This window comes from Pyxidicoccus sp. M6 (assembly GCF_055568925.1).
The window spans coordinates 2,125,578-2,147,303 of the sequence record NZ_CM145714.1; the positions used below are offsets into that span (position 1 = coordinate 2,125,578).

Consider the following 21,726-nt stretch of genomic DNA (forward strand, 5'->3'; position numbering starts at 1 on the left):
CCGCGAGGCTACTCCTCCTCGTCGTGCGGTGGGGCCCCACGGTGCGAGGCCGCGTTCAGGATGGCTTCTGGCAACGCGTCGAGCGGGAGCGACTGCTCGGCTGCTCCCCGCAGCATCGCGGCGCGCGGCATGCCGTACACCACGCTGGTGGCGGCATCCTGCGCGAAGGTGGCGGCCCCGGTGCGGCGCATGGCCGCCAGCCCGTCCGCGCCGTCGTCGCCCATGCCGGTGAGCAGCACGCCCACCGCGTCCGGCCCGGCCACCTCCGCCACCGAGTGGAAGAGGAAGTCCACGCTGGGCCGGTGGTGACGGACGGGAGGCGCGTCCGACAACTCCACCGCGTAGCCGTCGGGCCGGAGGACGAGGCGCAGGTGCTGGTCTCCGGGCGCGAGCAGCGCGAGGCCGGGACGCACGCGGTCTCCATGCGCGGCGCGGCGGACTTCCATTCGACACACCTCGGCCAGCCCCAGCGCGAAGGCGGAGGCGAAGGGCTCCGACATGTGCTGCACCACGAGCAGCGCCGGCGCGTGTGCGGGCAGCGCGCCCATGAGGCTGCGCAGGGCGGCGGGGCCTCCCGTCGACGCACCCACCGCCACCACCTGGCGCGCCCAGACGCGGGACGGCTTCGGCGGAGGAGGTGGCGGGCGAGGCTTCTCGGCGCAGGGCGGCGGCGGTGGAGCGCGGGGCGGCCGCCGTCCCATGCTCAGCAACAGCGTGGCGAGCTCTTCGGCCTCCTGCTCCAGCCAGGCCCGGATGCCCACGCGCGGCCAGAGGAGGACGTCCCTCGCGCCGGCGCACAGCGCCTCCTGGACCAGCGTGTCGCTTCGCGAGGAGGCTCGCGTACCGATGACGACGGGGACGGAGGCCGCCACCATCTCCCGCAGCAGGGACAGCGCCTCGTCGCCCGGCGGCTCCAGGCCGAGCAGGACGACGTCGGGCCACGCTCGCCGGAGCCGCTGCCGCGCGGCCGGCACGTTCGCCGCGACCACCACCTCGCAGCGGCCCGTGTCGCGCAGCAGCGCCGAGACGTCCTGCCTCACGACGGCCGAGGCATCCACCACCAGCACCCGCCGCCGTATCGGCTCCACGGTGTGCGTCATGGCGAGGGCGTCCCGGAGTCGCGGGTGTAGATGGTCGGGTGGACGGAGCGCAGGCCGCGCAGGCCGTGCAGGCTCTCGGCGTGGCCGAGCAGCAGCAGCCCGTCCGGCGCGAGCCCGCGGACGAGCCCCCGCAGCGCGCGGGTGCTGGACGCCGCGTCGAAGTAGATGAGCACGTTGCGGCACATCACCAAATCGAAGATGCCGGGGGCCCTGTCCTCCGCGCGCAGCAGGTTGAGCGGCTGGAAGCGCACGACGGAGCGCAGCTGTGGGCCCGCGCGAATCCACCCCTCGGCGGGGCCGGTGCCGCGCAGCATGAAGCGGTGGAGGTACGCGGTGGGAATCTCCGACGCCTTCTCCATGGGCCACATCGCCGACTCGGCCCGGGCGAGCGCGTCGCCGGACAGGTCTGTGCCCAGCACCTCCACGCTCCAGCCCTCTTCGGCGGGAAGGTGCGCGAGCAGCAGCATGGCCAGCGAGAAGGGCTCCTGCCCGGTGGAGCACGCCGCGCTCCACGCGCGCACGTGGCGGCCGCGGCGGCGCGAGGAGTCCTTCCGCCAGCGTGGGAAGAGCTCGCGCTCCAGCCAGGTGAACTGGGCGGGCTCGCGGAAGAAGCGCGTCTCGTGGACGAGCAGCGCCTCCACCATCTTCTTTCGCTCGGCGGCGTCCACCGTCACGCGGGCCGCGTAGTCCATGAAGGACTCCAGCCCGAGCTCGCGCAGCCGCGCGGACAGCCGCCAACGGACGAACTCCCCCTTGCCTTCGCCGAGGCGCACTCCGGCCTCGGCGTAGAAGCACTCCCGCAGGCGCGCGAGCGCGGCCGGCTCCGGCAGCGGTGCCTGCGCCAGGCCCGGCAGCCCCCCCACGGGCTTCATGCCGGCGCGTCTCCAGAGCCCGATTTCTCGGCCCCGGAGGCCGGTGACTCGGGGCTGGCCGCGACGGGGGCTCCGGCCTCGCCAGCCACGAGCTCGCCCACGGCCAGCAATTCGTGGTGGGCCAGCACGCGGTCCACGTCCAGCAGCAGCAGGATGCCGTCGGCGTGGCGGCTCATGCCGAGCAGGAACTCGGTGCGGATGGCGGTGCCGAAGGGCGGCGGCGGCAGCACGTCCCCGGCGGCCAGTTCCACCACCGAGTCCACCGAGTCCACCATCATCCCCAGCATGGCGGGCTCGCCGTCGACGTCCACCTCCACCAGCACGAAGCACGTCCAGGGCGTGGGCTCCTGCGCCGGGCAGCCGAAGCGCACCGCCAGGTCCACCACCGGCACCACGCGCCCGCGCACGTGGATGACGCCGCGGATGGACGGCGGCACACCGGGCACGGGCGTCACGGGGCTGTAGCGCAGCACCTCCCGCGCGCGCGACAGCGGCAGGGCGTAGCGCTCACCGCGGATGTGCTGCGTGAGGTACTGCCGGGTGCTCTCGGCGTTGCTCATCGCGTTCCCGCCACGAAGGGCTGGAAGTGGGAGTCGAGCCCTGAGGCCGGAGGCGGCGGCGCCAGCTCGCGGGGCGTGGACGCGGCGGGCGGCTCGCGGCGCTCGGGGAGCTGGAAGAGGCCCAGCAGCCGCAGGAGGTTGGAGGCCTGACCGGCGAGCTGCTTGGACGTGGCCGCCAGCTCCTCGGCGGCGGAGGCGTTCTGCTGCGTCACCACGCTCATCTGTCCCATGGCGCGGCTGACGTGGCCCACGCTGGTGGCCTGCTCGCTGGCGGTGGTGGCCACCTCCTGTACCAGGTCCGCCGTCTTGCGGATGGACGGCACCAGCAGGCCGAGCCGCTCGCCCGCGCGCTCCGAGGTGGCGACGCTGTTGCTGACGAGGGTGGCGATGTCACGCGCCGCGCCCTGGCTGCGCTCGGCCAGCCGGCGCACCTCGGTGGAGACCACCGCGAAGCCGCGGCCATGCTCGCCCGCGCGGCCCGCCTCGATGGCGGCGTTCAGGGAGAGGATGTTCGTCTGGTAGGCGAGCTCCTGGATGAGCATCACCTTCTCGGCGATGGCGCGCATGGCCTGCATCGTCTGCGTCACCGCCGCGCCACCCAGCTCCGTGTCCTTCGCGCCCTGCTGCGCCATCTGCTCCGTCGTGCGGGCGTGTGCGGCCGTCTGGTTGATGGCCACCGTCATCTGCGTGAGGCTGGCCGTCGTCTCCTCCACGGCGGAGGCCTGCTCGCTGGTGCCCTGCGACAGCGAGGTGGACGTGGCCGCCACGTGGCCGGACGCGGACGAGAGGCCATCCGCCTCGGCGCGCACCTGGGCCATGACCTCGCGGATGCGGCCCGACATGACGTCCAGCGCCTGCTGCAGGCGCGTCAGCTCGTCGCGCCCGTCCACCTTCACGCGCTCGCGCAAATCACCGGAGGCGATGCGCTCCGCCACCGCCACGGCGGACTCGAGGGGGAGGGTGAGCGAGCGGGTGAGCAGCCACGACGCGACGCCGGCCAGCACGAGGGCGAAGCCGAGGAAGGCCCACAGCGCCGTGCGCAGCGTGCGCAGCGTGCTGCTCATCTGGCTCTCGATGACGGCCTCGTACCGCTCGTGCTGCGCGGCCGCGGTGGACTCCAGGAGCCGGATGGCCTCCTTGTGCTCCGCCAGCTTCGTGTTGGCCTCCTGGGGCGTGCGCAGCATTCCGTCCTGAATCCCCGCCCTCACCGCGCCGAAGCCCTCGGAGTACTCCTCGAGGGCCTTCTGCATGTGTTCCACGTCCTGGTGGTCCTGCCCGGTGGTGCGCGCGAGGAGGTCCTTGATGGCCTCGACGAGGTCCGCCCGCTCTTCGGTCCATTGCTTGAAGTACTCCTGCTGGCGCGTGGGGTTGCCGATGTTGAGGAGGAAGTCCTTCTCGTAGCGCCGGAGGTTCAGCGTCAGCGAGACGACCTCCGTGGACTTCGCGGCGATGCGGCCTTCACCGGCGAGGAGCTGGTGCGACATCTCCTCGACCTGGGAGAGGCCGACGTGGTTGGCGAGCGACACGGCGAGCACCAGCGCCATCATCACGCCGAAGCCCGCGGCCAGCCGGGGTCCGATTCGAATGTTCCTGAGCATCATGGGGTTGGGGTACCTGAGGGCCTCGGTGGCGTGGCCACGCGGGCGGGGGTGTGGGAACGGAGCAGCGAGGGAAGGTCGAGCAGCAGCGCCAGCCGGCCGTCGGGGAGGACGGACGCGCCCGACAGGCCGGGCTGCCGGCGGAGCAGCGGACCCAGCGGCTTGACGACGACGTGGTGCTCGCCGAGCAGCGCATCCACCACCAGCGCGGCGCGGCCGGACTCGGTGCGCACCACCACCGCTTCCTCCTGGCGGGCGTCGGCGCCACCGAGCTGGAAGGCGGTGCGCAGGCGCACGTAGGGCATGGGCTGTCGGCCCGGGAGGTCGAGCATGCCCCGCACCGCGCCCGTGCGCGCGGCGCCTTCCTGCAGCGGCGAGCACTCCTCCACGGCGTCCAGGGGCAGCACGTAGGCGTGGGTGCCGGCATCCACGGCGAAGCCGGGGACGATGGCCAGGTGGAGCGGCAGGCGGAGCGTGAAGGTGGTGCCGAGCCCCGGCGCGCTGCTCACGTCCAGCGAGCCGCGCAGCGATGCGACTTCCCGGCGGACGGCGTCCAGGCCCACGCCGCGGCCGGACAGCGCCGTCACCACGGAGGCGGTGGAGAAGCCGGGGGCGAAGATGAGCGCGTCCAGCTCCGCGTCGTCCGGGCGCACGTCGGCGGGCACGAGGCCGCGCTCTCGGCCGCGCGCGAGGATGCGCTCGCGGTCCAGGCCACCGCCGTCATCGGAGAGCGTCACCACGAGGCAGCCGAGTCGGTGGCCGGCGCGCAGCGTGAGCGTGCCCTCCTCGGGCTTGCCCTGGGCGATGCGTGACTCGGGCGCCTCGATGCCATGGTCCACGGCGTTGCGGATGAGGTGGACCAGCGCCGAGCGCAGTGGGCTCGCCACGCGCGTGTCCATGTCCACGCCCGCGGCCTCAACGACGAGCCGGACGCGCTTGCCGCAGAGGGCGGCGGCATCCCGCGCCGTGCGCTGCTGCCCTTGAAGCACGGGCTCCACGGGGACGAGCCGCGCCTGGAGCACCGCGGCCTCCAGGCTGCGCAGCCGCTGCTGCATGTCTTCCAGTTCCGTGAGGAGCACGTCGCGCGTCGCATGGGTGCGCACCAGCTCCGTCACGCGCCCGTGGTCGAGGGTGAGCTCCCCCGTCACGTCGAGCAGCCGGTCCAGCCGCTCCTCTTCCACCTGCACGGCGGCGGTGGAGGAGGGCAGGGGGCACGCGGGCTCCTCGGATGCACGGTGCGCTGCTTCGTCGGAGGTGGTCGTGGAGTGTGAGGGCTCGGCGGTGCGCTGACGGAGGCGGGCAATCTCCGCGAGCAGGGCCTCGGCCGGGGCGATGTCCTCCGGCTCGCCCAGCTTCGAGGTGCGGGACAGGTGGCGGAGCGCATCCACGAGCGCGAGGAAGCGGGTGACGAGCGCCGCGTCCAGCACGAGGCAGCCGTCCCGCAGTGCCTCCAGGTGCTCTTCCAGCGAGTGGGTGATGGCGGCGATGCGCTCGAAGCCGAGAGAGCCCGCGCTGCCCTTGAGGGTATGCGCGGCGCGGAGCATCTCCAGCGGAGCTTCCCGGTTGCCGGGCGAGGATTCGAGCGTGAGGAAGCCGGTCTCCAGTCGTCGGAGGAGCTCTTCAGCCTCCGCGACGAAGATGGCGACGACGGACTGCAGCAGTTCCAAAGACGTGACCCCGGTACGCGCTCAGGCGCGGCTCCCGTGAGAGGGCGCGCGGTACATACCCTGCGGGATGTTTTGTCCCCAACAGGCCGCCGAGAGGGGGCTGCTCACTCCGCCGCTCTCGGGACGGGCGGCTCGACGCCTTATGGGGACGGGCAGGCGTCGGCGCGAGCGATGTCGCAGCGCAGCACCTGGCGCCGGTGGTGGAGCGCATCCGTCAGTGGGCACCGAAGTAGCCGCTCGCTTCTGCTCCCTCATCCAGACGGCTCGTCCGCGCGGAACGGGCGAGGGAGCCATCGCCGCATGGGCAACAGGTATGGAGGTCGTTATTTTGCTCTGTGGGGTACCCACAGGAAGGCAAGCAATGGCCTCACTCGGTGAGCTGCTCTGCGAACGTACCGATGAGCTCGTGCAGCGATGGTACGAGCGGTGGCAGCGAGAGGGGCCAGCGAGCCCGGCGCTATCCGAGGCCGCACTCAAGGACCACCTGCCCGTCCAACTCCGGGTCATTGGCGAGGCGCTGCTCGAGGGGACTCAGGAAGCTCCCCGCGAGTTGTGGAGGCAGCACGAGCGGTTGTCCCCCGAGCAGCGCGTGCGCGATGAGGTGCTCATCGAGGAGGTGGTGCGCGAGTACGCCTTCGTCATCGAGGAGGCCCGCGCCTGGCTCGACGAGCGCGGCTGGCAGGTTTCCTTTCAGGACTACTCGTTCTTCTCCGTGGCCATCTTCGAGCTTGCCGCGGAGTCGGCGCGCCGGTACGCGAAGTACCAGGCCGAGCAGGTGGCCCGCGAGCGCTCGGAGTACGTGGCGGGCATCGCGCACCAACTGCGCACGCCCATCTCCACGCTGAGATTGTACGTTCAACAACTGGAGCATGCGAAGGGAACAGAGGATACCCGCACCATCAAGCGGTTGAGCCGCACGGTAAACCGGCTGTCCCGACTGGTCGACGGCATCCTCCGCATGGAGCGCTTCAAGCCCAACGAGATGCCCGTCCACCCGGAGCCCCTTGCACCGGCCCAGGTGATCAATCAGATCGTTGCTGATTACGAGCACGATGCCAGCAACAAGGGTCTGCGGCTTGAAATCTCTGCCAACCGGTCCGCGCGCATGCAGGCGGACCGGGATTTGCTGGTGGACGCGCTCGGCAACCTCATCCAGAACGCCATCAAGTACACCGAGAAAGGCTTTGTGCGCGTCTCCTTGGAGGAGCGGGAGGACGCGGTGGTGTTCAAGGTGGAGGACTCCGGCCCCGGAATCAGCCCCGAGCGCCAGCGGGAGCTCTTCCGGCCCGTGCGGCCCGGGCAACCCGGTGGTGTCGGGCTGGGCTTGAGCATCGCCTTCCGTGCCGCGATGGCACAGGGCGGGGGGCTGGAGTTGGAGAGCGAGCCGGGCCGCGGGAGCACCTTCCTTCTGCGCCTGCCCTGGGTCGTGAGTGCGCGGGAGGCGCTGACTGAGGGGCGCACAGAAACCTCCTGTGGAGACGCTGGACAGCAACTGCATTGAGACGTGCTCCTGCCGTCAACCGCGTGTCAGGGGCGCGTCCGTTCTGACGGGCGGCTATGGGAAATGGATGTTGCCCAGGATGACCTGGCGCGTGTCGCCCGCGGCCCAGACCGTCAGCGTGTACGGCCCCGTGCTGGTGGTGTCCGTGGCTTCGGCTTCCACAATCAACCGGCCCGCTTCTCCGGGCTGTAGCGGCGCGGATTGCCACAGCCGCAGCACTCGGATCACGGTGCCATCCTTCGCTTCCAGTGCCGCGCCCTCCGCCTTCCACGGGCCGGCTCCGCCAGTGCATGCCAACTGCATCGTGAGCGCGAAGCTTCGGGCCGCGTGGTAGGTAACGACTTTCCTGGCGGTCAGTGCACTGCGCGGGCGAAGAACGAAATCACGCGCCAACAAGCGCCGCTGGACACCTCTTGTTTCGTCTATGTGCTCGGTGACGAGCAGGCCCGTGAGGCCTTCGGGTTGGGCCTGGGCGGCCTGCAAACGGGCGACCTCCTCGCGCAGGCGCCGCACCTCGGCCTCTTTTTCCTCCAGCTCCGCCTGGAGGTGGTCGGCAGGGCGCGGGTGGCGAAACACCTCCACCTGCCGCTCGGCCAGGGTGGCTTGCACCACCAGGAGGAAGTCCGCGCCCGTGGGTGCCGCGCCGTCCTCGAAGTGCACGGTGAGCTTCAGTTCCCCTTCCTCGAGGTTGGAAGCGGGCAGCAGCGTGAGCGTGTCCTTGTCCAGCCGCACCCGCCCGAAGTGCTCCTGTTCCTGCAGCTCCACGCGTACCACCGTCGTGTCGAAGACCAGGATTGTCCCCACGCCTGGGTTGATGCGCACCTTGGGGGGCGGACCCGAGCGCTGCGCCCCAAGAGTGATGCGGCGCGTGCCCGGCGCCCACGGGTCACCTTCCGGCTGAGCGGCGGCATGGGTCACGGCAAGAAGGGCGCACGTCAGCAGGACGGCGCCATGTGGACTCAGCACGAGGGGATACCTCCAGGGAAGATTCAACGAGCGGACCGTGCCGCTACCGCTCCGTGCGCCTGTCTCATGAGAACAGTCACGGCCTCACTCGAAGTGGTCCACTGCGCGCAGACTCACGGTGGAGATGATGCGCGCGGAGTCCACGGCGGTACTGCCCGGCTCCCGCCGTACACCCCGGACCAGCTCTTCGGGGTCACGCATCTCCAAGCAGACGGGGAGGATGTCGCCCCCCTTCGTGCGGCCCTCGGTGAAGCGGCCGTAGACGCGCTCACCCACGATGAGCCGCCCACTGACGGTCCCATTGTCGAGCGGCCCACGATTATCGGAGACACGGAGGGTGACCCAGCCGTCGCTCACGGTGACTACGCCCGCGCCCCTGCCGGTGGCAAGCCCGGGCAGGTATCCGGTGAGCGCGTTGTTGCTCAGTTGCTGCTTCTGCATGGTCTCCACGGCGCCCGGGGGGCACGGCTCGACGGGAGGCTTCTCGCGAAACTGGGGTCCACTTGGGCAGGCCAGGGCGGTGCAAGCAGCGGCGGTGGCGGCAGCGCGCGCCAGGGCACCCGCGGAGCGGGGTGGGCGAGGCGGCGCGGAAGAAGGATTGAGAGGCTGCTTCACGGGTGACTCTTCTTTCTGCATGTGCGCCGCCGGCAGGGCGACGGCCGCGGGATTGGATGCCGCCGGCAAGGGCGCGGCTGCGGCCCGCTCAGCTTCCGGCGGCGCGGTGGACGGCGCCATTTCCCTACCCGAAGGCGGGAGCGGTGTCGCGTGCCTCCCCAACGTCAGCGCCGCTCCCGCGAAGAGGCTGGCCACGAGGCCCATGAGGACGGCCCACTTCAAGCCGCTCCGCGCTGGCGAAGAGGAAGCCACGGGCGGTGCCACCGCGCCAGGAACCAGAGGGCCGGGGCCATTGGGCACCGTGCTATCCGCCACCGGCAGCTTGCCCCGGCGCGGCACACCCCCTCCCGCTTCTCCCACCAGCAGCCATTCCTCCTCATCGTCTTGCGGTACCACGTGAGGCGCGGCGGGAGCGGAGGCCTTGCTCTCGCAGAGCGGTACATCCCAGGCATCGTCCGCCCGGGCCAGCTCCGCCTCCAACGCCTGGGCCAGAGCGCTCGCGCTGGCGAAGCGTGCTTCCGGCTGCTTCTCCAGCAGCCGCATGCAGAGGGCTCCCAGGGCTGGAGGCACGCGCGGATTCACCACGTGCGGGGCGACGGGCGGACGCGAGATGACGGCTTCCACCTCCGTCACGGATGAAGGAGCGGCGAAGGGGTGCCTGTCCGTGAGCATCCAGTAGAGGAGGACTCCCAGGGCATAGAGGTCGTCCGCCTCCGTGGAGACGTAGTGGGCGTCGTCGCTCGCTCCATGCGCCCGGCGGAAGGCCAGCGCCTCCGGGCTGCGGTACTGCGGTGTGCCGGGCGGCAGCACCTCCCGCGTCAGGCGCGGCGCTCCCGGGTAGGAGCCCACGCCGAAGTCCACCAGCACCGCTTCACCGGTGGCTTCGCGCACCACCACGTTGCTCTCCTTCACGTCCCGGTGAAGCACGCCGCTGTCGTGGGACGCCGCCAGTCCACGCGCGAGGTCCAGCACCAGGCGCCCCGCCACACGCGCGGTGGGGTTCTCCTCCGCGACCCACTGGTTCAGCGTCCGCCCTTCCACCAGTTCCATGGCGATGTAGAACCACTGGGGCGCCTTGTCCGGCCACAACCCGCAGGCGTGGAAGCGGACCACGTTGGGGTGGCTCAGCCGCGTGAGGATGGCCACCTCGCGCTGCGCCCATCCGCCCAGCTCGGCGAGCGACTGCAACTTGAGCGCGAAGGCCTGGCCCCCGCGCCGCGCGCGGAAGACGGCACCGCAACCGCCCCGGCCCAGCACGCCCTCCACGGTGAAGCCACCTACGTCCGTGCCCCGTCCCACCTCCGCGAAGAACAGGCCTCTCATTCGCCCGTCTCCCGGCAGCCAGCGACGTCATGGCCTTCTCGAGGAACACCGGCGCCGCCCAGGCGCATGAGGACGACCTCCAGGAAGGGGTGGGCGGTAGCAAGCCCGGGAGCGCGGCGGCACGCGACGCGAGAATCCAGGCAACCACGCCACGGGGGAGGACGCGGGCGGCGCTACCGGTCATGAAGTCTAGCACGCACTAGACTCCGGAGATACAGCTCCTGCGTCCATGAAGAAGATGTCCGGTGGATGAGCTCGCGCGGGCCGAGGTGCGCTACCTTCGCTCGCACGTATGGACGAACAACTGGGAGTGACGGTGGGAAAGGCGATGCGCGAAGCGCGAGCGCGCCTGGGGCTGACACAGGCGGAGGTGGCCGCCATGGTGGACATGCACCCCATGGTCTACAGCCGTGTGGAGCGCGGGAAGATGGTGCCGAGCACGGGCATGATGCGGAAGCTGAGCATGGCCCTGCGCACCCCCACGGACGAGCTGCTGGGACTGGCCCGGCCCGACAAGGAGGCCCGGCGCGGCGCCCAGAAGGAGCCGCCCCTGTTGCGCCGGTTGGTGACGCTGGCGCGCGAGCTGGACGACGAGAAGCTGGAAGCGCTCGTCGTCGTGGCCCGCGCGCTGTCGCGTTAGCGCCGCGAACAGCGAGGCCCGCTATTTCCTGTGCTTGCTGCGCGAGGAGGGGACGTCCAGCTCATGCGGCGCCAACCCCGAGGGGAACAGGCGTTCGTCCGCCAGGTCCACCTCGTCCCGCGCGGCGCTGGCCTCGCTGATGAGCTGCGCGAGCTCCGCCGCCGCTTCCTGGCGTCCATAGGCGCCGGCCGGCCACGCGCGTGCGAGACAGGCTCGCAACGCGTCCCGCATCTGACCGGCGGTGGCATGGCGCTCGGAGGGCTCACGGCGCAGTGCCTGCTGGAGGATGGCCTGGAAGTCCTGGGGGAGCGCCGCCATGGCCCGGACGACCGTGTCTGGCGTGCGGGATGCCATGAGCGCGAGAAGCCGGGTCAGGGGCAGCGAGGGCTGCTCCTCCACGCTCACCTTCGCGGGCGTGCCTTTCGGCGATGCCGGGAGCTCCTCCAAGGCGTCCTGGAAGAGGTGGCGCCCGGTGGCCAGCTCCAGCAGCACCACCCCCAGCGAGTAGAGGTCCGCGGCGGGCGTCAGCTTCCGCAGGCCGAGATACTCCGGCGAGGCATAGGCGACGTCCCCCTTGCGGAGGGCGCCTTGCGTCTCCTCGCGTCCCACCAGTCGCGACCAGGCCGCGCCGAAGTGCGTCAGCTTCACCGCCCCGTCCCTGCTGATGCTGATGTTGCGGGGGCTGACGTCGCGGTGAATCAGCGCGAGCGGACGGCCCGCGTCGTCCGTGAGCTGGTGGGCATGGTGAAGCGCGTCCGCCAGCTCCGCGCCGACGTACAGCGCGAAGGCGATGGAGACAGGCTGGTGCCGCATCGCCATGAGGCCCAGGACGCCATCCAGGGTGGGGCCGTCCACATACTCCATGATGACGTAGGGCTTGCCTGCCCGGACCTTGAAGAGGTGTACCTGGGCAATGGCTGGGTGAAGGAGCCGGTAGGCCAGTTGCAGTTCCTCCACCAATCGCTGCCGGCGCTCGAAGGTGGCCGGGGTGTGCAACCGCCGGATGGCGACGGGGCCCGCGAGCCCATGCTTTTCATGGCGCTCGGCCAGCATCAGCACTTCGCCGTCATGACGCCGCTCCAGGACGCGGACGAAGTCGTAGCGCGTGTCTCCCACGTGGAAGAGCGTATGGCGCCCGCCCGGCGCTCCAAGTGCTTCCTCTTCCTCGGTGATGAAGGTGGAAACGGGGTGCGGCGGAACCACGGGCGTCACAGGGGTTCTCATGCGGGCTCCAGAAGCAAGGGGGACATGTACTCCCGGAGTCTATCCATGACTAACTCTCGATGACACGCGATTGCGGATTCGCGACGCGGGGGCACGGCCAGGAAGCCCCTCAGAAGGCGTCCGGTGGCCTCGGTCGCTGGGTGACGGCTGCGTCAGACTCGCGCCGCCGCGACGACAAGGGCTGTCCGCGCGCTTCCGCCTTCGAGAGCACGCCCTTGCGCGAGGCTCAGCTCAGGCTGAAGGCCCGCGCCACCGTCAGCACCTCCACCCGCACGGCGCCTGCCTCGCGCAGCGCGGACGCGGCGGCGCGTGCGGTGGCCCCGGTGGTGAAGACGTCATCCACCAGCAGCACTTCACGTCCCTTCACGATGGAGGACGCGGTGAAGGCCTCCGCCACGTTGCTCGCGCGCTCGACCTCGCTCAGGCCCACCTGCCGCTGTGTCTCGCGGGTGCGCGTGAGCCAGCCCACCGGCGCGTCCCGGCCCGTGGCCTTCGCCAGGGTGCCCGCGAGGAGCTGTGCCTGGTCGTACTTGCGCGCGTGGTAGCGGCGCGTGTGCAGCGGCAGGGCCACCACGTGCTCGGGCGCGCGGCCCAGGAAGCTCCGGGCCTCGCCCGCCAGCAGCTCGCCCAGCGGCGCGGCCAGCTCCGGATGGTCCTCGTATTTGAAGCGGTGGATGGCCCGAGCCATGGGCCCTTCATGGGCAAACGGCGCCCACGCCCGGGTGAACGGAGGCGGGGACGCGCGGCACCGGGGACATGCTCCACCAGGAAACGTGCCGGGCTCCGCGCAGGTGCGGCAGCACGCGGGAGGCAGCCGCTCCAGCGCGGTGTCACACGTCTCGCAGAAGAACGCGCCCGGGCCCGGCAGCACCTTCGCGCAGGCGATGCACGAAGGTGGGTAGAGCAAGTCCAGCAGCGCCTTCAGCACCGGCACGGCCCCGGGCTGCTCAAGGAATCAGCCCCATCCGGTTCATCTCCTTCGACTGCGGCAGCCCCATCACCTTGCACAGCGTGGGAGCGATGTCCGCGAGGATGCCGGGGCGCAGCTTCTGCCCGCGGAAGTCCGGGTGGATGAGGTGGAAGGGCACCGGGTTGAGCGTGTGCGCCGTGTGCGGCTCGCCCGTCTGCGGGTCCACCATCTGCTCGCAGTTGCCGTGGTCCGCGGAGATGGCCATCACCCAGCCGTTGCGCTCGCACGCCTTGCCCAGCACGCCGAGGCACTCGTCCACCACGCGCACCGCCTGCATCGCCGCGTCCAGCCGGCCGCTGTGGCCCACCATGTCCGGGTTGGCGAAGTTGACGAGCGCGAAGTCGTACGCCCCCGAGTCGAGCCGCTTCACCAGCTCCGCGGTCACCTCGCGCGCGGACATCTCCGGCTTCAGGTCATACGTCTTCACGTCGCGCGGGCTCGGCACGAGGTGCCGGTCCTCGCCCGGGTACACCACCTCGCGCCCGCCGTTGAAGAAGAACGTGACGTGCGCGTACTTCTCCGTCTCCGCCGTGCGGAGCTGGCGCAGGCCCTTCTGCGACAGCAGCTCCGGGAAGATGTCCTGCGGCTGGTCCGGCGCGAAGGCCACGGGCAAGTCGAAGGTCTCGTCGTACTGGGTCATGCACACGTAGCGCCCCAGCCGCAGCCCGCCCCGGTCGAACTCCTTGAAGTCCGGGTACGCGAGCGCCTTCGTCAGCTCCCGTGCGCGGTCCGCGCGGAAGTTGAAGAACACCACCGTGTCGCCGTCCTGGATGCGGCCCACCGGCGTGCCGTCGCCGCTGGCGAGCACCGTGGGCTTCACGAACTCGTCCGTCACCTTCTCCGCGTAGGACGCGCGGATGGCACTCAATGCGTCCGGTGCCTTGGGGCCACGGCCGAACACCAGCGTCTCGTACGCGAGCTGCACGCGGTCCCACCGCTTGTCGCGGTCCATGGCGTAGTAGCGCCCGCTCACCGTGGCGATGCGGCCCGAGTGCGTCTCGTGGAGGAAGCGCTCCAGCTCCTCGATGTAGCCGAGCGCGCTCTGCGGCGGCGTGTCGCGCCCATCCAGGAACGCGTGCACATAGACGTGCGGCACACCCCGCTCGCGCGCGGCGCGCAGCAGCGCGTACAGGTGCTCCATGGACGAGTGCACGCCGCCCGGCGACACCAGCCCGAGCAGGTGCAGCGCCTTGCCGTCCGCCTTCGCGCCGTCCATGGCGGCGCGCAGCACGGGGTTCTGCCCGAGCTCACCGGACTCGGCGGCGCGATTGATGCGCACCAGGTCCTGGTAGACGATGCGGCCGGCGCCGATGTTGGTGTGGCCCACCTCCGAGTTGCCCATCTGCCCCTCGGGCAGGCCCACGGCCAGGCCGGCCGTCTGCAGCTCGGTGAAGGGGTAGGGGCTCGCCAGCTTGTCGAGGTGGGGCGTGCCGGCCAGGAGGATGGCGTTCGCATCTCGCTCGTGGCGGATGCCCCAGCCGTCCAGGATGCAGAGCAGGACCTTGTGCGCGGGAGTCATGCCCGAACCCTAACCATGGGGGCGGCGGGCCGGAGAGGACAAAAATCGCCAGCCTCTCATCCAGGCTGCCGGGAGGCCGTCACTCCCCCCGGGCGCGCGTCTTGTACGTCAGCACCGGGGCCAGCGTGGCCACCACCCGCACCAGCCCGGCCTCCACCAGGTCCGTCACCACCCGGTCGATGGGCTTGTACGCGGGCGGCGCCTCCTCGAAGAGGAGGTCCTTGTTCTCACACACCACGTGGCTCTTGAAGGACGTGCGCGTGAGGGACTCCGCGGTGAAGCGCTCACGGATACGCTCACGGGCGGCGGTGCGCGTCCACTTGCGGCCCGCGCCGTGCGCGAGGCTGTGCGCGCTGCCCGTCCCATCCCCCGTCGGCATCACCAGGTAGCTCAGCGCGCCACGGCTGCCGGGAATCACCACCGGGCCCTCGTCGTGCGGCGCCGCGCCCTTGCGGTGCAGCCACTGCGTGCGCCCGTCGACTCGAAGCGGGGTGACGCTGTTGTGGCAGACATCCAACACCCGCCGGCCCGATGCGCCAATGCCGTCCAGCATCCGTCGCGCCACCAGGGCCCGATTGGCCCGGCCCCACGCCACCGCGTGGTCATGCCGCGTCAGGTAGGCCCGCGCTTCCGCCGTGCCGTCCACCAACCCGCCCGCCGCGTGCCGGTCCACGTGGGCCCGGAGAATCGCCTCACCCAGCCCGCGCGAGCCCGAGTGCACCAGCAGCAGCAACCGGTCCGTCGCCAAACCCAGTGCCGCGAAGACCGCCACGTCGTGTACCGCGTCCACCCGCTGGACTTCCGCGAAGTGGTTGCCACCGCCCACCGTGCCCAGCGCCGCCTCGAAGCCGGAGGACTTCACGCCGTGCTCCGAGAGGAAGCCCTCCACGTCCCCGCTCCACGGCCCCTCCAAATCCAGCTTCGACGCCCACCGCTCCGGCCTGGCTTTGCGTGTCGGCAGGTCCACGTCGAAGAGGCCCATGCCACAGCCGATGTCGTTGCCGACGAGATATGGATAGAGGAAGCCCTCGGACGTGAAGGCGGCGCCTACGGGTGCGCCCTTGCCGGGATGCAGGTCCGGAAGTCCCACCGCCATGCGCATGCCGGGCAGCCGGGCCATGGCTTCGAGTTGTCGTACCGCCTCACCTTCCACCCATGACTGGGGCGAGGCGATGACGCGGACGTGCGCCGTGGGCGCGGAGGAGGAAGTCGGGGTCGCTGCGGTGCTCATGAGCCCGCAGACGCCACGCCGGAATGCGCCCTGACGGGCAGGCCCGGACGCCCGGGCCTGCCCGACTGCCTACTTGTGGTAGGGCTCACCCTTGAGGATGGTGAAGGCGCGGTAGAGCTGCTCGATGAGCACCACCCGCGCCAGCCGGTGCGGCAGCGTCATCTTCGACAAGGACAGCGTGAGGTTCGCCGCGTCGCGCACCTTCGCGTCCAGCCCCTCGTCGCCGCCGATGATGAAGAGCAGGTCCTTCGCACCGGTCTGCGCCTTGGCGACGTAGCGGCTCAGCTCCACCGAGTCGAGCAGCGAGCCGCGCTCGTCCAGCGCCACCAGCCAGTCCTGCGGCTTGCGCTTGGCGAGAATCGCGTCGGCCTCCGCGGCCTTCGCCTCGCCCGGCTTGAGCTTCTTGCCACTCGCCTCGGGCAGCTCCACCAGCTCGAAGCGGGTGTAGTGCCCCAGGCGTTTGGCGTACTCCTGGACCGCGGGCTCGTACAGGCCCGAGCGGTCCTTGCCGATGGAGAGGAGGCGGACTTTCAGGCCACCTTCTCCCGCGCCGCGTCGGCCCAGAGGCCCTCGAGGTCATAGTGCGCGCGCAGGTCCGTGAGGAACAGGTGCGCCACCACCTCGCCGTAATCCAGCAGCACCCACTGGCCCGTCTCCAGGCCCTCGGTGCCGATGGGACGGTGGCCGCCCTCCTCCGGCGTCTTGAGCTGCACCTGGACGTTCTCCGCCATGGCGCTCACCTGGCGGTCGCTCTCGCCGGAGGCGACGACGAAGTAGTCCGCGTAGGACGTCATGCCGCGCACGTCGAGGATGACGACGTCCAGGGCCTTCTTGTCCACCAGCAGCTGGCCGATGCGCTGGGCCAGCGCCTTCGCCTCGGGGTTCTCCGCGGGGCCGGCCTTCTGCTGCGGGGCGGGTGGCAGCCTCGCCTTCTTCCGCGCCGGGGCCCGGCCCGCCGTCTTCTTCCGCGCCGGGGCCTTGCCCGCGGGGCCCTTGCCCGCCGTCTTCTTCTTCGCCGGGGCCTTGCCCGCGGCCTTTTTCGTGCTCGTCTTCTTCTTCGTGGCCATGTGCCGCGCACCCTACCGCACCCTTGGCAAGGCGGCAGCGGTCCTCTATCTGCTGGTGTCCATGAGTGACGCCCGGCTGGAGCAGTTCAAGAAGATGGTGGCCAACTTCCCCGACTCCCCCATGAGCCACTTCTCCCTGGGGAAGCTGTACCTGGAGCGTCGGGAATACGCCGAAGCCGCCCGGTGCCTGGAGTCCGCCGTCAAACTGGACCCCGGGTATGCCGCCGCCCTGGTGGCCCTGGGTGACGCGTGGGCCGGCGCGGGGGAGACGGCGAAGGCCCGCGAGGTGTTCGGCCAGGCGAAGCAGCACGCCCTGGCCCAGAATCACCCCGGCCTCGCCGAGGACATCGACGCGCGCATCGCCGACCTGGACTGAAGGGCGCCGCGCTCGGGGCTCAGTCTCGCCAGGTGAAGCCCAGGCCGAACACCTGGCGCGTGTAGGTGAGCCCGTTGCGGGGCAGCCGCGTGCTCCACAGGCCCCAGGACAGCTCCGCGTCCACCTTCTCCGTGATGGGGCGGGCCAGCTTCAGGGAGAGGGAGTTCTGCCCCTCGTCCTCCTCCACGAGGATGATTTCGGGCGAGAGGTAGATGCCGTCCGGGTAGGAGCTGAAGCCCAGGGTGCCCTGCGCCAGCAGCGTCACCCTCCAGGGCAGGCGCACCCCGGCGTTGCCCGTCACGCGGTGGCGCAGCACCGTCTCGCCGAAGCTGTTGGAGGTGGACTCCTGGTAGGCGTACGTCAGGCCCAGCGCCACCGGGCCCCGGTAGGTGTACGTCGCGCCGACGGTGATGGCGCCGTCCTCGCGGCGGCCCGGAGAGGGGACGGTGCTGTCCGGCCGCGTCCGCGCCTGGGTGCCGTAGCCCCGCGAGCCATAATCACCGAAGAGGGACAGGCTGTGCCGGCGGTCGAAGCGGTAGCGGCCCATCACGCCGAACTCGGGGCCGCCGAAGTTGGCGGTGCCGTCCGGCCGGTACACGAAGCGCCGCGCGCCCCCGCGCAGCCGCAGCGCCAGGCGCACGTCGGGCGCGTACTCGACGAAGGCGCTGGCCCCCAAATCCGAGTACGCCCGCGAGCCGCCGCGCCTGTCTTTCGCGTGGCCCTCCAGGCCGACGCCGAACTCGGAACCCAACGCGAGCGAGCCCTCCAGGGCGCCCGCCTGCACCAGCGTGTCCTCGTCCGTGAAGCCCAGGTACTTGCGCACACCCAGCTCGTAGCGGCCCACGAGCTGCGAGCGCTCGAAGGTGGCGCGCCCCTCCGCGGAGCCGAGCAGGCTCACGGCCTGGTCCAGGCCGCCATTGGTGGTGGTGGTGGCGTCGGAAAAGTCGCGCGACGCGTTGGTGTCCACCAGCACACGGGTGGTGCCCTTCAGCGCACCTTCCCACTCGGCCGCGGGCGCGGGGCCGGCGGCGAGCACGGAGAGGGCAAGCAGGTGGTGTGGACGGAGACGGGCCACGACGCGCGCACCATAGCCGGCCCGGAGCCTGCACGCCCCACTCGCGGGAGGGCGTGCCCGTCCGGCAGGCAGGCCTCGACGATGACGGCCCCCCTTCGGGCCGATACACTTGATACATGCGACTCGCGCCCCTCCTCGCGGCGGCCGGCCTCGGGCTGGCGGCCTGTGCCCCCTCGTCCTTCACCACCGTGCTGAAGGGTGAGTCCACCGTGCCCGCGGGGCCCCCCGGCGTCGTCACCGAGCTCAACGCCTTCCCCAGCATCAGCAGCTTCGCGGGGCTCGACTTCGACCAGAACCAGGACTTCAAGAACCAGGACGTCACCAAGGCCGACGTGACGTCCGCGAAGGTCACGGCGCTGACACTCCGGGTGCTGAGCCCCAGTGACATGGACTTCGCCTTCCTGGACTCGGTGGAGTTCTTCGCGCGCGCGGGAGACAGAGAGACGCGCATCGCCCAAAGGCAGAACGTCTCCCGGCTGAACCTGAAGGCGCCCAACCCCATCCTCACGCTGGACGTGGACGACGTGGAGCTCCAGCCCTTCGTGTCCGCGCCCACCATGAGCATCATCGTCCGCGGCCGCGGGCGCATGCCGGACCGCGAGGTGCGCCTGCAGGCGGTGGTGGCAATCGAGGTGGAGGACGGGCTGCTGTAGCCGGCCGGCGGCGGGCGCCGGGCCTCAGCGCTTGTCCAGCTCCTGGGCCCGGTGCTCCAGCGAGGAGGCGCGGCCCTCCAGCTCGCGGGCCAGCGTCTCCAGCCGGGCGGCCTCGGCCTCCATCGCGGCCAGGTCCACCGGCCCTCCCGCGGCCAGGTCCTGCGCGCGCACCGAGTCCACCTGGGGCCGGCGGTCGCTCGCGCGGGCCGAGGTGGTGATGGGCGCCGGCTCACCCGGGGGGCCGTCCGGGCCACGCGGGCCGCCCGGGGAGCCGCCCACGTCTTCGTTGGGCGAGCTGACGCCCGGGGCCGGGGGCGGCGCGGCGTCGCCCTCCGAGTCCCCCAGATAGTTCGAGCCGCCACCCCGGCTGGGGCTGCGCTCCACCTGCACGCGGTCGCCGCTGAGGCGCACCCGCAGCCGGCGGTCCTGCTCGTCGAACATGGACTCCTCGCCGAGGAAGTCGTTCATGCGACGGTCCAAATCCCGCTCTTCGCGCACCTCGGTGATGCGGCCGCGCAGCGCCTTGAGCCGCTCGCGCACCTTGTCCTCGGTGTCGCGCAGCGTGTCCGCCTGCTCCAGCAAATCCTCGGGGTCATCACCACCGGAGCCCGCGCCGTCCAGCGCCGGCACCCGCGAGGCGGGCAGCGCCGCGCGCACGGCCTCGCGCTCGGCGCGCACGGTGCGCATGGCGTCCAGCAGCTTCGCGCGCTGGCCCCGGTCCGACGTCGCGTCCCACGCCGAGCGCAGCCGCGACAGCTCGTCCGACAGCGCGGTGTGCAGCGCCAGGTGGGCCCGCTCCGACTCGCCCTCCGCCGCCGACACCGACTGCGCGAGCCCGGTGAGCGAGCCGCTCAGCTCCTGCGAGCGCCGCAGCGCCGTCTCCAGCTCCGTCCCCGTCGTCAGCCGCCCCTGGCGCTCCGCCTTCAGCGCCTCGATTCGCGCCGCCAGCCCGTTGAGCTCGTCGCGCAGCGCCTGCTGCTGACCCCGCAGCGAGCGCATCTCGGTGCGAGCCGCCTGCGCCCGCCCGCGCGCCGCCTCCAGCCCGGACGCGCCCCAGGCGGGCACGCCAAGCAGCAGGCACAGCAGGAGGGCGGAGAGGCGGGGGTTCATCAACGGAGCTTCCTGAGCAAGGCGGATGCCAGCACGGCCCGCCGCCCCCACACCAGCCCTGCGGGAAAAGCCGAGCGATTCCAGGGGCCTGAGGCCACCGGTGCGGAGTGGGAGGGGGTGGGACGGCGGTGGAAAATCATGGTGGCGGGTCCGGGTGTCACGGATTTTCGAGGCTCAACCCTCCTCGGGTGGCGTGCCCTTGGGCAGGAAGCCGTATTTCTCCAGCTTGTAGTACAGCGCGGACGTCTTGATTCCGAGCAGGCGCGCCGTCTCCGTCTTCACGTGGCCGGCCTTCTCGTAGGCGCGGGCGATGAGCTGCCGCTCCAGGTCCTCGAGGATGTCGGGGAGGGGCCTGTCTCCGTGGGGCACGGGCAGGCCCGCGTCCATGCGCGGCGTGCTGCCGGTGAGGTGGGAAGGCAGGTCCGCGTCGGTGAGCACCTCGCACTCGGCGAAGACGAGCGCCTGCTCGATGACGTTCTCCAGCTCGCGCACGTTTCCGGGCCACGCGTGGCGGCCGAGCGCGCGCAGGGCGCTGTCGTCCAGGGCCGTCACGCGCCGATTCACGCGTGGAGCGTGCTTGGCCACGAAGTGCCGGGCGAGCGTGGCGATGTCCTCGGGGCGCTCGCGCAGGGGCGGCAGCAGCAGCGGGACGATGTGCAGGCGGTAGTAGAGGTCCTCTCGGAAGCGGCCCGCCTTCACCTCGGCCTGCAAATCCCTGTGGGTGGCGCTCACCACGCGCACGTCCACCTTGAGCGTCTCCTCGCCGCCCACGCGCTGGATTTCCTTCTCCTGCAACACGCGCAGCAGCTTCGTCTGCACGGAGGCGGGAATCTCGCCAATCTCGTCGAGGAAGAGGGTGCCGCCGTCGGCCAGCTCGAAGCGGCCCAGCTTGCGCTTCACCGCGCCGGTGAAGGCGCCGCGCTCGTGGCCGAACAGCTCGCTCTCCAGCAGCGTCTCCGCGAGCGCCGCGCAGTGCACCACGACGAAGGGCCCGTCCTTGCGCGGGGAGAGCTGGTGCACCATGCGGGCGACCAATTCCTTGCCGGTGCCGCTCTCGCCGTGCACCAGCACGGTGGCCTCGCTCTGCGCCACCTTGCGCACCTGGGTGACGAGCTTCTGCATGGGCTCGCTGTCGCCCACGAGGCTGCCGTGGGTGAGGGCCGCGTCCGCGTCGTGCGCGGCGGTGCGCGCGGTGAGCTTCTCCACCTGCCGGCGCGTGGAGGACAGCTCCAGGCCCTTGTCCACCTTGGCGCGCAGCACCTCGGGCGGGAAGGGCTTGGTGATGAAGTCGTAGGCGCCCTCCTGCATGGCGCGCACGGCCGTCTCAATCGTGCCGAAGCCCGTCACCACCATGACGACGGCGGCCGGGTCCAGCGCCTTGAGGGACTTCGTCACCTCGATGCCGTCCATGCCGTCCATCTTCAAGTCGGTGACGACGAGGTCGAAGGGCGTCTTGCGGTAGGCGGCCAGCCCGTCCGCGCCGCTGCGCACCGCGGAGACGGTGTGCCCGGAGCGGGTGAGGGTGACGGCCATGCCCTCGCGCAGGGTGTCGTGGTCGTCGATGACGAGGATGCGCGCCATGGCGTTGCTCGAGTCTCCATGCACTGCCGGGGCCGGCCGCCCCGGGTGCGTCTGCATGAGAACACACCCGGGCGCACC

At 71.3% G+C, this 21,726-nt stretch carries 20 protein-coding genes; 4 read left to right on the plus strand and 16 right to left on the minus strand.

Annotated features, from left to right (window positions below; translation table 11 throughout):
* Nucleotides 1-8 precede the first annotated feature (8 nt).
* From cheB to ACVTJA_RS08885, 5 genes are read right to left on the minus strand one after another with little or no spacing between them, the layout of a single operon-like run.
* Nucleotides 9-1,100 (minus strand): chemotaxis-specific protein-glutamate methyltransferase CheB, encoded by a 1,092-nt coding sequence (gene cheB, locus ACVTJA_RS08865; RefSeq protein WP_465835521.1) that lies wholly within the window; start codon nt 1,098-1,100, stop codon nt 9-11.
* A complete protein-coding gene (locus tag ACVTJA_RS08870; RefSeq protein WP_465835523.1) occupies nt 1,097-1,972 on the minus strand; it encodes a CheR family methyltransferase in 876 nt (291 codons plus the stop codon). The genes cheB and ACVTJA_RS08870 overlap by 4 nt, the downstream gene beginning before the upstream one ends.
* On the minus strand, nt 1,969-2,532 hold the full coding sequence (locus tag ACVTJA_RS08875) for a chemotaxis protein CheW (protein WP_465835524.1): 564 nt from the start codon (nt 2,530-2,532) through the stop codon (nt 1,969-1,971). Before ACVTJA_RS08875 ends, ACVTJA_RS08870 begins: the two co-directional genes overlap by 4 nt.
* Nucleotides 2,529-4,133, minus strand: coding sequence for a methyl-accepting chemotaxis protein (locus ACVTJA_RS08880; protein ID WP_465835525.1), 1,605 nt, complete (start codon nt 4,131-4,133; stop codon nt 2,529-2,531). Before ACVTJA_RS08880 ends, ACVTJA_RS08875 begins: the two co-directional genes overlap by 4 nt.
* Nucleotides 4,130-5,797 carry a chemotaxis protein CheA gene (locus ACVTJA_RS08885; protein ID WP_465835527.1) on the minus strand — a complete coding sequence of 556 codons (1,668 nt, stop codon included), beginning with the start codon at nt 5,795-5,797 and terminating at the stop codon, nt 4,130-4,132. Before ACVTJA_RS08885 ends, ACVTJA_RS08880 begins: the two co-directional genes overlap by 4 nt.
* Before the next feature lie 361 nt (nt 5,798-6,158).
* Here ACVTJA_RS08885 and ACVTJA_RS08890 point away from each other — a divergent pair, with 361 nt between their 5' ends.
* Nucleotides 6,159-7,298 (plus strand): sensor histidine kinase, encoded by a 1,140-nt coding sequence (locus ACVTJA_RS08890; protein ID WP_465835529.1) that lies wholly within the window; start codon nt 6,159-6,161, stop codon nt 7,296-7,298.
* Nucleotides 7,299-7,352: 54 nt separating this feature from the next.
* On the opposite strand, the gene ACVTJA_RS08895 is transcribed toward ACVTJA_RS08890, so the two are convergent.
* Both ACVTJA_RS08895 and ACVTJA_RS08900 read right to left on the minus strand, forming a co-directional pair.
* Nucleotides 7,353-8,264 (minus strand): DUF2381 family protein, encoded by a 912-nt coding sequence (locus ACVTJA_RS08895; protein ID WP_465835531.1) that lies wholly within the window; start codon nt 8,262-8,264, stop codon nt 7,353-7,355.
* A gap of 84 nt (nt 8,265-8,348) precedes the next feature.
* Nucleotides 8,349-10,202 (minus strand): serine/threonine-protein kinase, encoded by a 1,854-nt coding sequence (locus ACVTJA_RS08900; RefSeq protein ID WP_465835533.1) that lies wholly within the window; start codon nt 10,200-10,202, stop codon nt 8,349-8,351.
* 292 nt (nt 10,203-10,494) lie between these two features.
* Between ACVTJA_RS08900 and ACVTJA_RS08905 the strand changes: the two genes are divergently transcribed.
* Nucleotides 10,495-10,842: a helix-turn-helix domain-containing protein gene (locus ACVTJA_RS08905; protein WP_465835535.1), complete on the plus strand. Its 348-nt coding sequence runs from the start codon at nt 10,495-10,497 to the stop codon at nt 10,840-10,842.
* Nucleotides 10,843-10,863: 21 nt separating this feature from the next.
* Here the strand turns inward: ACVTJA_RS08905 and ACVTJA_RS08910 are convergent, their stop codons facing one another.
* The 6 genes from ACVTJA_RS08910 to rsfS form a co-directional block, all read right to left on the minus strand.
* Complete coding sequence (locus tag ACVTJA_RS08910) at nt 10,864-12,066, minus strand: serine/threonine-protein kinase (RefSeq protein ID WP_465835537.1); 1,203 nt, start codon at nt 12,064-12,066, stop codon at nt 10,864-10,866.
* A gap of 226 nt (nt 12,067-12,292) precedes the next feature.
* Entirely contained in the window at nt 12,293-12,994 is a 702-nt protein-coding gene (locus tag ACVTJA_RS08915) for a ComF family protein (RefSeq protein ID WP_465840341.1), read from the minus strand.
* 19 nt (nt 12,995-13,013) lie between these two features.
* Entirely contained in the window at nt 13,014-14,555 is a 1,542-nt protein-coding gene (gpmI, locus tag ACVTJA_RS08920; RefSeq protein WP_465835539.1) for a 2,3-bisphosphoglycerate-independent phosphoglycerate mutase, read from the minus strand.
* Nucleotides 14,556-14,634: 79 nt separating this feature from the next.
* Nucleotides 14,635-15,786 (minus strand): RNA ligase RtcB family protein, encoded by a 1,152-nt coding sequence (locus tag ACVTJA_RS08925; protein ID WP_465835541.1) that lies wholly within the window; start codon nt 15,784-15,786, stop codon nt 14,635-14,637.
* Nucleotides 15,787-15,855: 69 nt separating this feature from the next.
* Nucleotides 15,856-16,320 (minus strand): 23S rRNA (pseudouridine(1915)-N(3))-methyltransferase RlmH, encoded by a 465-nt coding sequence (locus tag ACVTJA_RS08930; RefSeq protein WP_465840343.1) that lies wholly within the window; start codon nt 16,318-16,320, stop codon nt 15,856-15,858.
* On the minus strand, nt 16,317-16,853 hold the full coding sequence (rsfS, locus tag ACVTJA_RS08935) for a ribosome silencing factor (RefSeq protein WP_465835543.1): 537 nt from the start codon (nt 16,851-16,853) through the stop codon (nt 16,317-16,319). Before rsfS ends, ACVTJA_RS08930 begins: the two co-directional genes overlap by 4 nt.
* A gap of 61 nt (nt 16,854-16,914) precedes the next feature.
* Between rsfS and ACVTJA_RS08940 the strand changes: the two genes are divergently transcribed.
* Nucleotides 16,915-17,229 carry a tetratricopeptide repeat protein gene (locus tag ACVTJA_RS08940; protein WP_465835545.1) on the plus strand — a complete coding sequence of 105 codons (315 nt, stop codon included), beginning with the start codon at nt 16,915-16,917 and terminating at the stop codon, nt 17,227-17,229.
* Nucleotides 17,230-17,248: 19 nt separating this feature from the next.
* On the opposite strand, the gene ACVTJA_RS08945 is transcribed toward ACVTJA_RS08940, so the two are convergent.
* Complete coding sequence (locus ACVTJA_RS08945; RefSeq protein WP_465835547.1) at nt 17,249-18,304, minus strand: hypothetical protein; 1,056 nt, start codon at nt 18,302-18,304, stop codon at nt 17,249-17,251.
* 116 nt (nt 18,305-18,420) lie between these two features.
* Between ACVTJA_RS08945 and ACVTJA_RS08950 the strand changes: the two genes are divergently transcribed.
* Complete coding sequence (locus ACVTJA_RS08950; protein WP_465835548.1) at nt 18,421-18,957, plus strand: hypothetical protein; 537 nt, start codon at nt 18,421-18,423, stop codon at nt 18,955-18,957.
* A 24-nt stretch (nt 18,958-18,981) separates the two neighbouring features.
* Here the strand turns inward: ACVTJA_RS08950 and ACVTJA_RS08955 are convergent, their stop codons facing one another.
* Nucleotides 18,982-20,067: a TetR family transcriptional regulator gene (locus ACVTJA_RS08955; RefSeq protein WP_465835550.1), complete on the minus strand. Its 1,086-nt coding sequence runs from the start codon at nt 20,065-20,067 to the stop codon at nt 18,982-18,984.
* Nucleotides 20,068-20,241: 174 nt separating this feature from the next.
* Entirely contained in the window at nt 20,242-21,648 is a 1,407-nt protein-coding gene (locus ACVTJA_RS08960; RefSeq protein WP_465835552.1) for a sigma-54-dependent transcriptional regulator, read from the minus strand.
* Nucleotides 21,649-21,726 lie beyond the last annotated feature (78 nt).

Bases quoted from the DNA above. Each gene is read 5' to 3' on its own strand.
- ACVTJA_RS08960 (WP_465835552.1), bottom strand. From the start codon at position 21,648: ATGGCGCGCATCCTCGTCATCGACGACCACGACACCCTGCGCGAGGGC.
- ACVTJA_RS08925 (WP_465835541.1), bottom strand. From the start codon at position 15,786: ATGAGCACCGCAGCGACCCCGACTTCCTCCTCCGCGCCCACGGCGCAC.
- cheB (WP_465835521.1), bottom strand. From the start codon at position 1,100: ATGACGCACACCGTGGAGCCGATACGGCGGCGGGTGCTGGTGGTGGAT.
- ACVTJA_RS08880 (WP_465835525.1), bottom strand. From the start codon at position 4,133: ATGATGCTCAGGAACATTCGAATCGGACCCCGGCTGGCCGCGGGCTTC.
- ACVTJA_RS08910 (WP_465835537.1), bottom strand. From the start codon at position 12,066: ATGAGAACCCCTGTGACGCCCGTGGTTCCGCCGCACCCCGTTTCCACC.
- ACVTJA_RS08955 (WP_465835550.1), bottom strand. From the start codon at position 20,067: ATGAACCCCCGCCTCTCCGCCCTCCTGCTGTGCCTGCTGCTTGGCGTG.
- ACVTJA_RS08950 (WP_465835548.1), top strand. From the start codon at position 18,421: ATGCGACTCGCGCCCCTCCTCGCGGCGGCCGGCCTCGGGCTGGCGGCC.
- gpmI (WP_465835539.1), bottom strand. From the start codon at position 14,555: ATGACTCCCGCGCACAAGGTCCTGCTCTGCATCCTGGACGGCTGGGGC.
- ACVTJA_RS08900 (WP_465835533.1), bottom strand. From the start codon at position 10,202: ATGAGAGGCCTGTTCTTCGCGGAGGTGGGACGGGGCACGGACGTAGGT.
- ACVTJA_RS08890 (WP_465835529.1), top strand. From the start codon at position 6,159: ATGGCCTCACTCGGTGAGCTGCTCTGCGAACGTACCGATGAGCTCGTG.
- rsfS (WP_465835543.1), bottom strand. From the start codon at position 16,853: ATGGCCACGAAGAAGAAGACGAGCACGAAAAAGGCCGCGGGCAAGGCC.
- ACVTJA_RS08875 (WP_465835524.1), bottom strand. From the start codon at position 2,532: ATGAGCAACGCCGAGAGCACCCGGCAGTACCTCACGCAGCACATCCGC.
- ACVTJA_RS08940 (WP_465835545.1), top strand. From the start codon at position 16,915: ATGAGTGACGCCCGGCTGGAGCAGTTCAAGAAGATGGTGGCCAACTTC.
- ACVTJA_RS08870 (WP_465835523.1), bottom strand. From the start codon at position 1,972: ATGAAGCCCGTGGGGGGGCTGCCGGGCCTGGCGCAGGCACCGCTGCCG.
- ACVTJA_RS08905 (WP_465835535.1), top strand. From the start codon at position 10,495: ATGGACGAACAACTGGGAGTGACGGTGGGAAAGGCGATGCGCGAAGCG.